Here is a 15,829-nt window from a genome sequence, read left to right on the forward strand (position 1 = left end):
TTAAGTAGAAACGGCTTGAAAGCCGTCCATGCGATGGGAACGCCTGTGAAAGGCGCTCTTTGTTCGCTAGGATGAAAGGGGGAAAGCTATGTTTGGGCGAAAACAGAAATCCATCGAAGGACCGGTGATGGCGCTCGATCTTGTGGAGCCGGGCACGGGCGAGGTGGCTGCCGAGCACCTAAAGATTGATAAAAAGAAGCGGGACATTCCGGAAGAGCTTGAATCCAAGATGCTCTACAAGGATGTGCTGCGCATCGCCTGGCCGTCCTTCGTGGAACTCACACTGACCCAGCTCGCATCCATGGTGGATCTCATGATGGTGGGGCAGCTTGGACCATGGGCATTGACATCGGTAGGACTGACGACACAGCCGAAATTCCTGCTGATGACCATGTTCATGGCGATGAATGTGGGCGCAACCGCGCTGGTGGCCCGGCACAAGGGCGCCGGGGAACGGGATAAAGCCAACAAAGTTATGCGCCAGGCGCTGGTCATGACGCTGACCTTATCGGTGGTGGCGTCCGTGGTGGGATTTTTCTTTTCCGAACCGCTGGTGAAATTTATGGGCGCCTCCGATGCGGAAACCCTGGCCGGGGGTACCGTGTACCTCCAGATCCAGATGGTGGGCTTCGTGTTTATGGCCCTCACCACCACCATCACGGCAACCCTTCGCGGGGTGGGCGATTCCCGCACCGCCATGCTGTACAACCTGACCGCCAACGTGGTCAACGTTTTTCTCAACTATCTGCTCATCTACGGACACTGGGGCATGCCCCGGCTGGAGGTCGCCGGCGCCTCCCTGGCGACGGTCCTGGGCCAGTTCGTGGCCTTTGTGCTGGCCATGGCCTCGGTGATGGGACACCGGCGCTATCTCAGACTGGACTTCCGGGCAAGCTTCAAGCCCGATCCCAAGACCCTGAAGAGCATCGTCAATATCGGCATCCCCGCCATGGTGGAGCAGCTGGTCATGCGGGTGGGCATTATCATCTACGTGCGCACCGTGGCGTCGCTGGGAACGGTGGCCTACGCCACCCATCAGGTGTGTATGAATATCCAGGCCATGTCCTTCATGAACGGCCAGGCTTTCGGCGTTGCGGCCACCTCCTTGCTGGGCCAGAGTCTGGGCAAGGGCAGGCCGGATATGGCCCAGGCCTACAGCCGGCGGACCCGGCGGGTGGGCATGATGGTGTCCCTGGTGCTGGCGCTGGTATTCTTCTGCTTTGGCGGCGCCATCGTTTCGCTCTATTCGGATGATCCGAGCGTTATCAGCCAGGGCGCGAAGATTCTCATGTTTGTGGCGCTGATCCAACCCTTCCAGTCCTCTCAGTTCATTCTTTCCGGCGCTCTTCGCGGCGCGGGGGATACCAAGGCCACGGCGGCCATCATGTTTGTGACCACCCTTTTGGTGCGGCCCATCCTCGCCATCCTGACCATCAATGTGCTGCATTGGGGCCTGGCGGGCGCCTGGATCGCTCTGGTGGCCGACCAGCTCCTCAGGTCCTTCCTGGTGCTGCTCCGGTATAATTCGGGCAAGTGGAAGACGCTGAAGGTTTAGGAGAAGCGCAATGAAAATTTTGCTGCACGTGGATGAAAATGAAAAGTGGAATCTGGCCCTCGAAAACGGAGCGAACATCTTTGCTTACGGCGAGAAGGAGGGGGAGACCTTCGAGCTTGAGTTTGTGGCCAACGGGGCGGCGGTGGAAACGCTGGTCCAGGGCGCGGACGGCGAAATGGCGGGGCGGATGGCGGAGCTCTGCGACAGGGGCGCGGTGCTGGCCGCCTGCAGCAATGCTTTGAGGAAAAGGGGGATAGGCCGGGAAAGCCTGTGCGGTTTTGTTACGGTGGTTCCCGCCGGCGTGGTGGAAATCGCAAAGCGCGAATCGGAAGGTTACGCCTATATCAAGCCATAGGAAAAGGCCCGCCGTGAGCGGGCCTTTTTTGACGCCTTTTCAATCGAGTTTGGGACTTACGCCCTCGGGGATGGGGCAGCGGTACACCGAACCGCCCAGCTGGTGCCGGTGCTCGGCCTGGGCCTTCTCCACCAGATCGGGATTTTCCAGCAGGTCGATGGCGGAGGCCGCCATGACCTTGGCCGCAAGGAGAAGCCCCTTGTGGGCGAAGGAGGTGTTTCCGCAGGCGGTATAGGCCCACGAATGCAGAGCGATGGTGGCGGGGGAGCAGGCGGTATAGACCTGTCCCACCGGGCACACCCAGCTCACATCGCCCACGTCGGTGGAGCCGGGCGACACTGTATCGTAGCTCACCTGAGGCAGCAGGAAGTTGTTGATGGATACGCCCTCCCTGGCCTGGTAGCTGCGCAGAGCCTCCTTGAATTCGGGGCAGTACACCTCGGCGGTGTCGTGGAGCTCCCGGCCTTCGGCAAAGTTCTCGATGAGTTTGGCCGCAAAGGCGCGCTCCTCCTCGGTGTATTGGGGCAGGGGCAGCGCGGCAAAGTTTTCATGCATCACCCGCTCCAGCACGCCGTTGGGCACCGTATTGGAAGTGCCCTTGATGAAGCGGGCCTTGAGGGTGGTGCCCGTCATGAGGGCGGCGCCCTTTGCGATATCGTTCACCCGCTGATAGATGGGTTCCACTTCCTCGATCTTGGGCGCCCGGATGAGATAGACCACCTCCGCTTCCGGCTGCACCACGTTGGCGGAGATGCCGCCGGCATTGGTGATGGCGTAATGGATGCGGGCTTCGGGGATGATGTGTTCCCGAAGAAACTGACAGCCCACGTTCATCAGCTCCACCGCGTCCAGGGCGGAGCGTCCAAGATGGGGTGCGCTGGAGGCGTGGGCGGCGATGCCGCTGAAATGATAGGCCACCTCATAATTGGCCAGGCAGGAGCCGCTGGCAATGCAGTTGACGGACATGGGGTGCCATGTAAGAGCGATGTCCACACCGCTGAACAGTCCGGCCCGCGCCATATAGGCCTTGCCCGATCCGCCCTCCTCCGCCGGGCAGCCAAAATAGATCACCGTGCCCGATTTTCCGGTGCCCTCAAGATAGGCTTTGACGGCGATGGCGGCCGCCAGGGAGCCGCTGCCAAGGCTGTTGTGGCCGCAGCCGTGGCCATGGCCGCCCTCCACCAGCGGCTTCTTTTCGGGGCAGCCGCCTTCCTGACTGAGGCCGGACAGGGCGTCATACTCGCCCAAAATACCGATCACGGGCCTGCCCGCGCCAAAGGTGCCGGTGAAGGCGGTGGGGATATCCGCCACACCCTCCTCCACGGCAAAACCCGCCTGCCGCAGGGCGGCGCACAGCGTCTTGGCCGACGCCTTCTCCTGAAAATTGGTCTCCGGGGTGGCCCAGATCCGATCGCTGACCCCGATGACAAAGTCCTGCTGTTCGTCGATGACCCGAAGGGCCGCTTGTTTATCCATGCTGATCCTCCTTCCGTACTCCCCCTATTGTACCATACGGGGGAAGGCAAAAAACAGTGTTTCACGGACGCACGCCTCGAGAAAAAGCGCTTTTCCCGGCGCCAAATTTATAAGGATTTTTCTAAAATGAGCTCATAGGATCCGTCCTGTGCGGTAAAACCCCCGACGGCAGCATAGCCCAGCTTATAATAAAAATGCTGGGCATATTCGCATGAAACGGTGGAAGTCATCACAAGAGGATACCCCTCCGATCTCATTTGCGCCTCCCAAAACGAGACGAGTTTTTGTCCCAGCCCCTTTCCCCTGTATTCGTTTAAAAGATAAAGCATATTCATAAATGGCGTGTGATCCCAAAAAAGATTATATCTCAAAGGGTCTATATCATGGAATGCCAAGGCGTTTTTGCCGGCTGGCTGTCATTCTTTGCCAACACTTCAAGATCGCCGGAGTCGGCCATCCGTATTTTCATTGTTCACCGTCCTTTCCCCATCCGCATCATTCATTATATCAGAGACTTTCCAGTGATTCCCTCATATTTCAATCCCATGACCGAAAAGGGCGGCTGTTTTTTGGGACTTATCGCGGCGGCATCTGGAAGTTTTCCAGCGCCCGGTTCAAAAAGCCGTTAAACGCCTGCATCCTGACGAAGATGTCGGCGGCGTAGTCCACAAAATCCGCTTTCATCAACTGCTTGTCCGTGAGGGGATACTCCAAATACCAGCTTTTATATTTCAGATATTCGCCCTGCGGGTGGCCGGGATCATAGCCCTGCGGCACTTTTTTGAGCGCCGTTCCCTTCACGGCAAAGTGTTTTGTAAAGGCTGGAGCAGTGATAATCTCGTTCCAATCGTTGCCGTGGGCGGCAATGTAATTTCGCACCATCGCCGTCGCATCTTTGAACATATCGGCGAAGAGCCCGCCGCCCAGAAATGACCGCCCTTCTGGCCGCAGCATAAGAAAGTAGCCTACCGGGACGGGGAGCTTGCCTTTAGGCGCAATGTGGGCACGGAATGCCGGATTATACGGCGATTTGTCGTTGGAAAAGCGAGTGTCCCGCACCATCTTGAAGGTCAGCTTCTTTGGCTCGACAGGCGGGATGTTCTCATCGGTCTTGCGAAGCTCCATCATCAGCATGTCAACCAGCACCTCGAATTCGCGGCTGGCGGCTTCGCGTTCCGCCTTATGAGCGTGATACCATTCTTTGTTGTTGTTCTGTTCCAAAGCGGCGAGATAATCTAAAATCCTGTTCATATTCGTGTCGCCGCCTCCTGTCCCTTCATCACGGCAGAAAACGGTTTGCCTGCCATCAGCTCTTTCATCCACACGGTGACGCGCTCCGTAGAACGATAGGCGGGAAATCCCGCAAAAATCTGGGAGAGATCATCCAGCTGCTCCATCGCATCGGTACAGGACACAATGTCGCTGAAGCGGCACTCGCGCATGGCGCTGAAGGCAAGATAGCTGGGATTGAGCCGCCCGGTGACAATGGCGTAATTGGTCCGGCGTTTGCAAGAACACATACCCGCTCCGCTAAGTCCGCAGTATTTGTTTAAAAACGCGCCCATTTTTTTGCGGATACGGGACAGCCTCTTGCGATAAGCCTCCGGGGTCGTTTCCAGAATCTCCGCTGCAATCCGGCTGTCCAAACGGAACATCGTGCCTAAAATGTAGACGGCGCGATCCTCGGGAGTGAGGCATTGAAGCATGACGTTTGAACAGCTCAGCTTTAATTCCCGTTCCAATAAGGCCTTATCCACACCGCCGCCCATATCCGGCACGTCGCGTTCCCGCCCGGAAGCGATGTCCTCCCCATAGATTTCAAAACTGAGCGGATGCTGGGCGAACATCCCTTTTCGGTAGCTTTTCAGATGGTTCATCGCGATACGGAATACCCACGTGGAAAGGCTGCTTTCTTCGCGGAATGAGGATAAATGCGTCATAATTTTAATCAAAATCTCCTGTGTGGCGTCCTCCGCATCGGGAATAGCCCCGAGCATCCTTAAAGACAGATTAAACACCATGTCCTGCGCTCCGCAAAGAAGAGCCTCCAGCGCTTTTTTATCGCCGGAAACAGCCTTTCCGATCAACTGCGTTTCATTTTCAAAATTCATTTTGCACCGTCCTTTCGAAGAGGCTCTCGTTATAGACTGTCTCAACTTTGCCTCCTATAAAGTTAGACGGAGAAATTGAGGCCGTGTGACAATTTTTATCCTCGGCAGAGCGGACGTGGGAGTGCGATGTGGTTTTGTGGAATACCTGCCGTGCTGTAAAAAGAAGAAAGAAACGGCATAGCCGAAGTTACGCCGTTTCCCGAAGCTGTCTTATGCTTTTTTACTGAGCCGCCTCAAAGGCGGGCTTTCCCACTTTCAGGAGGACGCGGTCCGGCGGCTCATCCGGTAGCCCACGAAAAGGGCGGCGGCGAGAAGCACGAAACCCGCGGCAAGAGCCAACAGCGTGCTGCCCGTGAAGCCGGCCACCAGATAACCCACAAAACAGCAGCCGGCCACCATGAGGGCGTAAGGCATCTGGGTGGATACGTGTTCAATGTGATTGCATTGAGCGCCTGCCGAGGCCAGGATGGTGGTGTCCGAGATGGGGGAAACATGGTCGCCGCACACCGCGCCGGCCAGCACCGCCGCCACGGTGGTCACCATGAGGGAGCTCTCCACATCGCCGAAGATGGGGACGATGATGGGAATGAGGATGCCAAAGGTCCCCCAGCTGGTGCCGGTGGCGAAGGCCAGGCCCAGCGCCACCAGGAAGAAGATGGCGGGCAGAATGCCAAGGGCCATGGAGCTTGAGCCCACAAGGCCGCTCACATAGCCGCCGGCGTTGAGATAGTTGTCCCCGCATACGCCGGAAAGGGTCCAGGCGAGGCAGAGGATCATGATGGCGGGAACCATGGATTGGAACCCCGTCACGAAGCATCCGCAGAATTCCCGGAAGGTGATGACCCGGCGGGGAATGTAGAGGATGAAGGTGAAGATGAGGGTGAAGAAGGAACCGAGCACCAGGCTGAGGGCGGAATCGCAGTTGGCAAAAGCATCCACAATGCCAACGCCGTCCAGGATGCCGCCGGTGTAGAGCATGCCGGCGACGCAGAACACGATGAGCACCGCAATGGGAACGATCACGTCCAGCACCCGGCCCTTGCCGGTGGGCGTATTTTCCACATTCTTTTGTGAGGGATCCTGGTCCAGCTTGCCTGCATACCTCAGGATATGCTTTTTCATGGTGCCGAAATCGAAGTTGAATGCGATGAGCGCCACAAGCATGCCCAGGGTGAGCAGGGCGTAGAGGTTGAGGGGGATGGTTTTGAGGAATAGAGAGAAACCGTCGATGGACGATCCCTCCGGCAGGGAGGAAGCCACAGCCGCCGCCCAGCTCGATATGGGCGCGATGATGCAGACGGGCGCCGCCGTGGCGTCGATGATGTAGGCCAGCTTGGCCCGGGAAACGCCCTGCTTGTCCGTCACCGGGCGCATCACCGTGCCCACCGTCAGGCAGTTGAAGTAGTCGTCCACGAAGATGAGCGCGCCAAGAGCGCTGGTGGCCGCGAGGGCGCCCCGCTTCGTTTTGATGTGCCGGCTGGCCCACTCGCCATAGGCCCGGGATGCGCCGGACTTGGTGATGAGGGCCACCAGGATGCCCAGCAGCACCAGGAAGATCAGGATGTTGGCGTTGCCGCCGATCTTCTCGCCCATGATGCCGAAGGTGGTCTTTACCGAGCCCAGCACGTCAAAGCCGGTGAAGAACAGAGCTCCGGCCAGGATGCCGAGGATGAGCGACACGTAGACCTCCTTCGTGATGAGGGCAAGTGCGATGGCAATGATGGCGGGAACCAGGGACCAAAATGTTTCCTGCATACGTTGCAAACTCCCTTCAAAATGTATATTTATGTGTTTTATTATAAGGTTTTGAGTCTTGATTTCAATACGAACAAAGGGGGAACATTGAATGAATGGGCTGCTTTCGGGTTACAATGTGACAAAGTGACGAACTTTGAAGGAGGCGGTTGCGCCGGACTTCAGGACTTGTTACAATATAATAAAGACCCGAAAGGAAGGGGGAAGGACATGGCCATTCAGCTCATGTGCGATAGTACGGCCTATCTGGAACGAAATTTTTTGATGGAACACAAGGTGAAAATGATCCCGCTGACCTACCGTTTCCGGGGCACCGACCACCGGGAAAACGCGGGCGGTGAGGATGACGGCTTCTTCTATGAGCTGAGTCATACCCATGACTTTCCCGTGACCTCCCAGCCGCCGGTGGGTGAATTTGTAAGTATTTTTACGAAATCCCTTGAAGCGGACAGGCAGGTGCTCATGGTGACTCTTTCCTCCAAAATCAGCGGGACCTATAACGCTGCGCGTCTTGCTGCAAATATGGTGGATGAGAACCGCATCGCGGTGGTGGATTCCCTGGGCGGCGGCATGACGGAGCGTTTCCTTATGGAAAAGGCGGTGGTTATGAAAGAGGAGGGTTGTGCCCTGGGTGAGATTGCCGAGGCTTTGGAAAAGCTGCGGAAGCGGACCAATGTGCTTTTCACTGTGCCCAATCTGGACTACCTTCATCAAGGCGGCAGACTGTCCCGCTCCAAGGCCCTTATTGGGAATCTTCTGCACCTTTCGCCCATCATTTCGCTAAAGGACGGCATGCTGGTGGCGGAGCACCTGGAGCGGGGGATGAAGAAGGCGGTGAAGGCCATGATCGGCCTGGTGCCGGAGAGCGTAAGCCGCATCAGCGTGGCCCATATCCTCAATCTGGAGGGAGCAAAGCAGCTGGCGGCCGCCCTTCAGGAAAAGTTCCAAAACGCCAAGGTGACCATTGACAAGGTGGGTCCGGTCTTTGGCGCCCATCTCGGGCCCGGCTCGCTGGGACTCGGGTACGTGTACGGCTGAAAAAACAGGCCTTCCCCGCTGCTGGGGAAGGCTTTATGCTAGGTGAGGGGAATATGAAATTACGGCTTTTGGTGGGCGAGGAGGGCACGGTCCGGGACCAGGCCCTCTACCACGGTATGGACCGGTGTGAAGGACGAACCCTGCTCATCGTGCCCGAACGCTTCACGCTGGAAGCGGAACGGGCGCTGGTGGAGGAGATCGGCCTGCCCGGTCTTTTTCAGATGGAGGTTTTAAGCTTTACGCGGCTGGGCCAGAAGGTTTTGGCCCGCACCCGGGGCACCGCCCGCACGTACATGAATGAAACGGGCAAGGCCATGCTGATGCGAAGAGCCGTGAACGGCGTGCGGGAGAAACTCGCCGTCTACGGCGGCGCCGCCCGTCAGGAGGGGTTTCTGGACGCTTTGGGCAGAATTTTTACCCAGCTCAAACGTTTTGATGTGGATGAAAAGGCGCTCTTGGATACGGCGAAGGCGCTGGACGATGAGCTGCTGCGCCGAAAGCTTCAGGACCTGGCCCTTCTTTTCAGGCGCTATCAGGAGCTGTTCGGCAGGGATTTTTTGGATGAGGAGGATCTCATTGCGGCCCTGGCCGAGGCCATCGGCGAGGATCCCATTCTGGCCAAAACGGATGTGTTCCTTGGTTCCTTTGATAATCTGCCGCCCCGGATGCTCCGGGTGGTGGACGCGCTCATGCGCAGCTGCCCTTCGGTGACGGTGTCTTTGACGCTGAACCCGGACCACGGGAGGCGGGACGGGGACCTCTACTTCTTTGGCGAGTCCACCCGGACGGCTCTTATCGCTCTGGCCCAGGCGGCGAACGTGCCGGTGGAGGAGGTCGTAGTGCGCCAGCGGCAGAGGAAGGCGCAGGCTATCCGGCACCTGGAACGGGAACTGTTCCGCTATCCTTACCGGAGCCTTGCGGGCGAGCCGGAGGGGGTGGAGCTTTTCTCCGGCACCAACCGCTACGAGGAGGTTCAGCGGGTGGCCCAGCGCACCCTCCAGCTGGTTCAGGAGAAGGGATACCGCTTTTCGGAGATCGCAGTGATTGCCACCGATCTTGAAGCCTATGGCGGCATGCTGGCCCAGACTTTTGAGGAGTACGGCATCGCGGCCTTCGTGGACGGGCGGCGGCCCCTTGTGGGGCACCCGGCGGCCCGGCTCATCCTGGGGGCCGTGGCCGCAGCGGGCCGGGGTTACCCGCTGAAGGAGGTGCTGGGCGCCGCCAAGACCGGGCTGACGGACCTTGATGGAGCCGAGACGGAGGAGCTGGAGAACTACGCCCTTCGTTTCAATCTTCGGGGAAGGGGATGGACGGAGCCCTTTCAAAAGGGCAGGGAGGAATATGACCTTGAACGGCTGGAGGGGATGCGCCGCCGGCTGGTGGAGCCCATGGAAAGGCTGCACAGAGCCCTGGCGGAGGCGAAGGGTTCGGCCCGGACCATGGCCGAGGCGGTCCATGGCTACCTTGCCGAGCTTAATGTGGCGGGAAAGCTGACGGACTGGGCGGAGCGGGACGCCGCGGCGGGATACCTTTCCGATGCCAGGGAAAACGCTCAGGTTTTGGAGGACGTGGTGGGCCTGCTTCGCCAGATGGCCACCTTCCTTGGCGAATACCGGCTTTCCCTGAAATCCCTTCACCAGATGCTGAAATCCGGCTTTTCCGCCCTGAGCCTTGGACTCATTCCCCCGGCGGCGGATCAGGTGCTCATCGGAAGTCTGGGCCGTTCCAAAAGCCGGCCGGTGAAGGCCCTTTTCATCGTGGGCGCCAACGAAGGGCTTCTCCCGAAAAGCGGCGGGGACGGCGCCCTGCTGGAGGCCTTCGAACAGACGGAGCTCATGAAAAACGGGCTGTGTCTTGGCGGGGACGACGGCTCCCTCACCGCCCAGGAGCGGCTGGGCATCTTTTCTGCCTTTGTGCGCCCTTCGGAGCATCTGCATGTGAGCTATGCCATGGCGGATATGTCCGGCGGGGCGCTCCGGCCCTCCCGGCTGGTGCGCCAGCTGCAAAGTCTGCTGCCGGGGCTTACCTGCTGGACCAATTTGGCCCCGGAGCTGCAGCGGGACGCCCTTCGCGCCCCCCGGGCGGCTCTGGACCGGACGCTGGACCGGCTGGGCGATTTCCTCGAAGGAGAGCCCATCGAGGACTTCTGGTGGGATGCGGCGCGGTATTTCATGGGCACGCCGGCGCGGGAGGTTCTTCAGGAATTCATGCGCCGCCTGGGGGCGCGGCGCCAGGATGATATCCCCGCCGAGCTCGCGGGAAGGCTCTATGGCGGGCGGGGAAGCGTGTCCCGCCTGGACCGCTATGCCCGGTGCCCCTTCGGGCATTTCGTGGCCTATGGGCTTCGGCCGGAGGTGCGGCGGGAATATAAGCTTATGGCCATGGACGAGGGCACCATCCTGCACCGGGTGGTGGAGCGGGTCATGGAGGAGCTCATGGATTCGGGCCGGGATTTTGACGCTCTCACCGAGCGGGACGTGCACCTTATGGTGGACCGGGCCTGGGCGAAGATGGGGGATTTCGATTATGGCGTACTGAAGGACAGCCGGCGCCTCGCCTATCTGGGCGAGCGGCTGCACGGTGTGATCCGCCGGTCAGTCTGGATGCTGGTTCAGCAGGTGAAGGCGAGCCGGTTTGAACCCCGGGCGGTGGAATGGTCCTTTGGCAAAGGGGGAACGCCGCCCATTGAGGTGGAGCTGCCCGGCGGCGGGAAGGCACAGCTCATGGGTACGGTGGACCGCATCGACGTGTGTCCCGGGGAGCGGGAGGACTATGTCCGGATCATCGATTACAAGAGCGGCAGGATGCCCCTGAGGCTCGCGGAGGTGATGGCGGGCCTCAAGCTTCAGCTGCTGCTCTACATGGACGCGGTGCTGGAGACCCACAAGGGCAAACCGCTGAGGCCCGCGGGTATGCTCTATCTCAGCCTCACCCAGCCTCTCATTGACGACGTTGAGGCGGACAAGCTGGAGGAGGCGCTGATGAAGGCCTTCCAGATGAAGGGTCTCGTCGTGGATGATGTGAAGGTGCTCTCGGCCATGGACACCCATCTGCCCGGGGAGAGCACTTCCCTCATCCTTCCCGTGGCGCTCAAAAAGGACGGCGGCGTCCGCAGGACGCCCTTTGGCCCGGTGCCGGAGGAGGCCCTTGTGAAGCTCATGGAAAAGGCCAGGAAGCTGGCCGGCGCCATGCTGGAAGCGGCGGGGGGCGGCAGAGCGGCCGCCCATCCTCTCAGGATGGACGCCTGGAATGCCTGCCAAAGCTGCGAATATGGGAGCATCTGCCGCTTCGACGGGCGGCGGGACCGCTACAGAAGGGCGAAGTCCCGGGGGGACGCCAAAGTTTTGGAGGATGTGATGAAGGAGGCGGAGCCATGAGATGGACAAAGGCCCAGCAGGAGGCCATCGGCGCCCGCCGCCAGAACCTTCTCGTATCGGCGGCGGCGGGCAGCGGCAAGACGGCGGTGATGGTGGAACGGATCGTCTCCATGATCGAGGAAGGACTCGACGTTGAAAGGATGCTGGTCATTACCTTCACCCGGGCCGCGGCCTCCCAGATGAAGGAACGGATCGCCATGCGCCTGGAGGCGGGCGGCAGCGAGGCGCTCTACGGGCAGCTGGAGCGGCTGGACCGGGCCAGCATCTCCACGGTGCACGTGTTCTGCGCGGGACTCATTCGCCGCTATTTCCACGTTTTGGGCGTGGACCCGGCCCTTCGGGTGGGCGAAGCGTTTCAGATGGACGCCCTCAAAAACCGGGCGGTGGAGGAGGTTCTTGAAACTTTCTATGGGGAAGCGGACCCGGAATTTCTTCATGCGGCGGCCTGTCTGTCCTTCGGACGGGGGGACCAGAAAATGGTGGAGGCCATGCTGGCCTTCCAGCGTTTTCTCGAATCCCAGGAGGATGGGGACGCCTATATGGAAAAGGCGCTCGCCCTCTACGATGAAACCGATTTGAGCCGCAGCCCTTACGGCGAATGGGCTTTGTATGAGGCGCGGCAGGAGCTGGAAGAGGGGCTTGAAGGCTACGAGGCCTGCCTTGAATTCTGCCGGGCCAGGAGGCTGCCTGCCGAATACGGCGCCCATATCGGAGCGCTCATCCATACGGTGGAGGATTTGATCCTGGCCATGGACCGGGGTTACGGCGCGTTTCTTGCGGCGGCGGCCCATTTTCCCAGGCTGCCCGCCTTTCCGCGCAAGCGCAGGGACACGCCGGAGGAGATTCTGCCGCTGCGGGAGGAACTGAAGGATCTCCGGGACGGGGCGAAAAAGCAGCTGGACAAGGCGCTTGAGCATTTCAAGGGGCTGGATGAACTGAGAACGGCCCGAGATTTTCAGGAGATTCGGCGGGTGCTCCGGCCCTTCTTCCGGCTGGAGAAGGCGTTTATCCGGCGCTATGAGGAGCTGAAGCAGGAAAGCGGGCTCATGGATTACAGCGATCTCGAGCATTTGGCGCTCCGCGCCCTTCGGGAGCCGGCGGTGGCCGCGGAGGTGCGGCGGCGCTACCAGGCGGTTTTTGTGGACGAGTATCAGGACATGAGCCTGGTGCAGGAAGCCATACTGCAGCGGGTTGCGGGGGAGGATAACCTCTTCATGGTGGGCGACGTCAAGCAGTCCATCTATCGTTTCCGTCAGAGCGATCCCACCCTGTTCCTCAACAAATACGACGCCTATGAGAAGGATGAGGAGGCGAAAAACCGCCGGATCGACCTCAATATGAATTTTCGCAGCAATCCCCGGGTGCTGGAAGGCGTGAACGCCATCTTCCGGCCCATCATGAAAAAGCGCACCGCGGAGGTGGAGTACGACGAGGACGCCGAGCTTCATCCCGGCGCGCCGGCGGGCGGGGAAGCGCCCAAGGTGCGGGTGGAGCTTATCACGAGGGAGGAGGGCGACGCCTTCGAGGAGATGGTGAGCGACGAGGCGGAAGCCCTCCTTGTGGCCCGCCGCATCCGCGAATGGGTGGGAAAGCCCATCTATGACCGCAGGCTTTCCGCCATGCGGAAGGCCCGGTACCGGGATGTGGCCATCCTCATGCGCTCGGTTCGGGAAGCGGGGCCGGTCTTTGCCCATGTCCTTGCAAGGGAGGGCATTCCCGTGGCCACCGATGCCGCCGGAGCCTTCTACGAGGCGGTGGAAATCCAGGTATTTTTGAACTATCTGCGTCTGGTGGACAACCGCAGGCAGGATGTGCCGCTGCTGTCGGCGCTTCTTGGCGTGGGCGGGTTCACCACGGAGGAGCTGGGACGGATCCGGGCGGAAAGCCGGGACGGCTCCTTTTACGATGCAGCTGCGGCCTATGAGATGAAGGAGGACGGGCTTGCCCAAAAGCTTCGGGCGTTCTTTAAAGATATCGATGGGCTGAGGGAGCTGTCCCGCCACCTGTCCCTCAGCGAACTTTTGTGGCACGCCATGCGGCAAAGCGGCTACTATTATCAAACGGGCCTCGCCCTGTACGGCGCGGCCAAGAAAGCCAATCTCCGGCTTTTGGTGGAGCAGGCGCGGAACTATGAAAGGTTCAGCCTGGGCGATCTTGCCGGATTCTTCGATTACGTGGAACAGGCGCGGCAGGGCTCGGATGTGTCCTCCGCCCAGCTCATCGGCGAGAACGATGACGTGGTGCGCATCATGACGGTGCACCGGAGCAAGGGGCTGGAGTTCCCCATTGTGTTTGTGGCCCGGCTGGGGCACCGGCTGAATGTGAAGGCGCCCCTCGATCCCCTGTTCCACAAGGACCTGGGCGTGGCCCTCCGGCGGGTGGATCCGGACCTCGGCGTGCGGAACATGACGCTGCCGGTGGTGGCTGTGCGCTCCCGTCTTCGTATGGAAGGCGTGGCGGAGGAGATGCGCATCCTCTATGTGGCCCTCACCCGGGCGGAGGAGCGGCTCATTTTGGTGGGCGCGGTGAAGCCGGAGGAGCGGAACGGCTGGACCCGGCGAAAGAGCGCAAGGACTTTCCTCGATTGGGTGATGCCCTCCGCGCTCGCCGCGCCGGAGCTTTTTGAGGTGCGGGAAACGGCCTATGGCGAGCTGGCCGGGGAGAACGAGGACTCGGGCGCGGAGGAGCGGATGGCGGAGCTTCACGCCCGGCTCCGGCAGCCGGAAGCGGATGGGGCGTGGATTCGGGCCCGGCTCAATTTTGTCTATCCCCATGCGCTTGAGACCCGGGTGCCCTCCAAGCTTGCGGTGACCCAGCTGGCCCGGGAGGAGAGGGTGGAGCCGGCGGAGCTTCCGGCTCTCTTCCCGGAGAAAACCATGACCGCCATGGAACGGGGCAGTCTCATGCACCGGGCTCTTGAACTGCTTGATTTAGCCCGGGCCGATACGCTGGACGGCCTCAAGGATCAACGGGAGGCGTGGATCCGCCGCGGCCTTATGACGGCGGAGGAGGGGGAGGTCCTTCGCCTGGGGAATCTGTTGAAGCTTGTCCAAAGCCCCCTCGGGCGGCGTATGGCCGCCGCCAGGCTCCACCGGGAGATGCCCTTCAACCTCCTGGTGGACCCAAAGGAAAGCGGGTACGAGGCCGAAGAGCCCCTTTGGGTTCAGGGCGTGATCGACCTGTGCTTTTTGGAGGGGGATGCCTGGGTCCTGGTGGACTACAAGAACGAGCGGGCCGGGGAGGAAGGCCTGGAGGCGGCGGCACAAAAGCATGCTTTTCAGGTGAACCTCTACAGGAAGGCCCTTGAGACCCTGACCGGCAGGCCGGTGAAGGAGGCGGTGGTGTGGTTCATCCCCGAAGGGCGGGGCGTGAGCCTTTAATCACTCGCCGGCGCTCATGATAAGCTTCACGATGAGGCCCTTTTCCCGGGCCTCGTCGATGTGTCTTTGCTCGATGACCGTGCCTTCGGGAAGACTGAGCCCCGCCTCGTCCACCGCTTTCTCCAAGGCTTTGCCGATGAGGAATTCGTTCTGCTGGCGGATGACGTCCGCCCCTGACGGGTCCGGCGTCTCCCTGCTCTCGGCGGGAGCCGGTTCGGGCCTTGGCGGCGCGGGATCGGCCTTTTTCTCCCGCTCCCCTTTCAGGGAATCAAAGACGGGATGGGGTGCGGCCTCCCCGGTGTGCACGATGACATGGATGGGCCCGAGGGCCAGAATGTTGCGCCGTCTCAGGCGAATGCCGCTGTCCAGGATAAGCTCCGCAAGGGCGCCGTCGTTTTCGAACAGAAGATCGCAGACCTCGCCAAGGTAGCGCCCCTCGTCGCTGTACGCCTTCTTTTCAAGAACCTGGGTTTCAGCTTTGGCTGCGGAGGACGCGCCGGGATCCTCATAGAGATAGCGGGCGGGATGGGTGGCGAGAACGAGTTCCCGCTCAAGACCGGCGAGATGGGCAAGGGAGACCACCCTCGGCGGCTCGTACCAACGCTCGGGAGCCAGCACCAGATGGGTGAGGGCTCCATTTTTATCCAGCAGGGGCATGGTGATGGTGCCCGCCTCGCTGCCGTCCAGCATCATGACCGGGCGGCCCTTGATTTTGGATAGCTGAACCATAGAAAAAACGCTCCTTTTCGCTTTTTATCAGTATATGGCGAGAAGGGGCGTTT

The 15,829-nt window shown here is 60.4% G+C and carries 11 protein-coding genes; 5 read left to right on the plus strand and 6 right to left on the minus strand.

Going from position 1 to position 15,829, the window contains the following annotated elements; all coding sequences use genetic code 11:
- Window positions 1–88: 88 nt before the first annotated feature.
- Window positions 89–1,555, plus strand: a complete 1,467-nt coding sequence (locus H8696_RS00365; protein ID WP_249314191.1) for an MATE family efflux transporter — start codon at window positions 89–91, stop codon at window positions 1,553–1,555.
- Between the two features lie 10 nt (window positions 1,556–1,565).
- Complete coding sequence (locus H8696_RS00370; RefSeq protein ID WP_249314192.1) at window positions 1,566–1,910, plus strand: DsrE family protein; 345 nt, start codon at window positions 1,566–1,568, stop codon at window positions 1,908–1,910.
- 39 nt (window positions 1,911–1,949) lie between these two features.
- Here H8696_RS00370 and H8696_RS00375 read toward each other — a convergent pair whose 3' ends face one another.
- The 5 genes from H8696_RS00375 to H8696_RS00395 form a co-directional block, all read right to left on the minus strand.
- Window positions 1,950–3,386 (minus strand): M20 family metallopeptidase, encoded by a 1,437-nt coding sequence (locus H8696_RS00375; RefSeq protein WP_249314193.1) that lies wholly within the window; start codon window positions 3,384–3,386, stop codon window positions 1,950–1,952.
- Window positions 3,387–3,493: 107 nt separating this feature from the next.
- Window positions 3,494–3,781: a GNAT family N-acetyltransferase gene (locus H8696_RS11375; RefSeq protein WP_407926351.1), complete on the minus strand. Its 288-nt coding sequence runs from the start codon at window positions 3,779–3,781 to the stop codon at window positions 3,494–3,496.
- Window positions 3,782–3,962: 181 nt separating this feature from the next.
- The gene (locus tag H8696_RS00385) at window positions 3,963–4,637 is read right to left on the minus strand and encodes a DUF2461 domain-containing protein (protein WP_249314194.1); all 675 of its coding nucleotides are present in this window, start codon (window positions 4,635–4,637) and stop codon (window positions 3,963–3,965) included.
- Window positions 4,634–5,497, minus strand: coding sequence for an RNA polymerase sigma factor (locus H8696_RS00390; RefSeq protein WP_249314195.1), 864 nt, complete (start codon window positions 5,495–5,497; stop codon window positions 4,634–4,636). Before H8696_RS00390 ends, H8696_RS00385 begins: the two co-directional genes overlap by 4 nt.
- 255 nt (window positions 5,498–5,752) lie before the next feature.
- Window positions 5,753–7,252: a Na+/H+ antiporter NhaC family protein gene (locus H8696_RS00395; protein WP_249314197.1), complete on the minus strand. Its 1,500-nt coding sequence runs from the start codon at window positions 7,250–7,252 to the stop codon at window positions 5,753–5,755.
- A 210-nt stretch (window positions 7,253–7,462) separates the two neighbouring features.
- Between H8696_RS00395 and H8696_RS00400 the strand changes: the two genes are divergently transcribed.
- From H8696_RS00400 to H8696_RS00410, 3 genes are read left to right on the plus strand one after another with little or no spacing between them, the layout of a single operon-like run.
- A complete protein-coding gene (locus H8696_RS00400; protein ID WP_249314199.1) occupies window positions 7,463–8,290 on the plus strand; it encodes a DegV family protein in 828 nt (275 codons plus the stop codon).
- 53 nt (window positions 8,291–8,343) lie between these two features.
- A complete protein-coding gene (locus tag H8696_RS00405) occupies window positions 8,344–11,667 on the plus strand; it encodes a PD-(D/E)XK nuclease family protein (protein WP_249314200.1) in 3,324 nt (1,107 codons plus the stop codon).
- Complete coding sequence (locus H8696_RS00410; RefSeq protein ID WP_249314202.1) at window positions 11,664–15,047, plus strand: UvrD-helicase domain-containing protein; 3,384 nt, start codon at window positions 11,664–11,666, stop codon at window positions 15,045–15,047. The genes H8696_RS00405 and H8696_RS00410 overlap by 4 nt, the downstream gene beginning before the upstream one ends.
- Here H8696_RS00410 and H8696_RS00415 read toward each other — a convergent pair whose 3' ends face one another.
- Entirely contained in the window at window positions 15,048–15,776 is a 729-nt protein-coding gene (locus tag H8696_RS00415) for a hypothetical protein (protein WP_249314204.1), read from the minus strand. It lies immediately after the preceding gene.
- Between the last annotated feature and the right edge of the window lie 53 nt (window positions 15,777–15,829).

It is taken from the genome of Gehongia tenuis (assembly GCF_014384795.1).
Classification (GTDB): Bacteria; Bacillota; Clostridia; order Christensenellales; family NSJ-53; genus Gehongia; species Gehongia tenuis.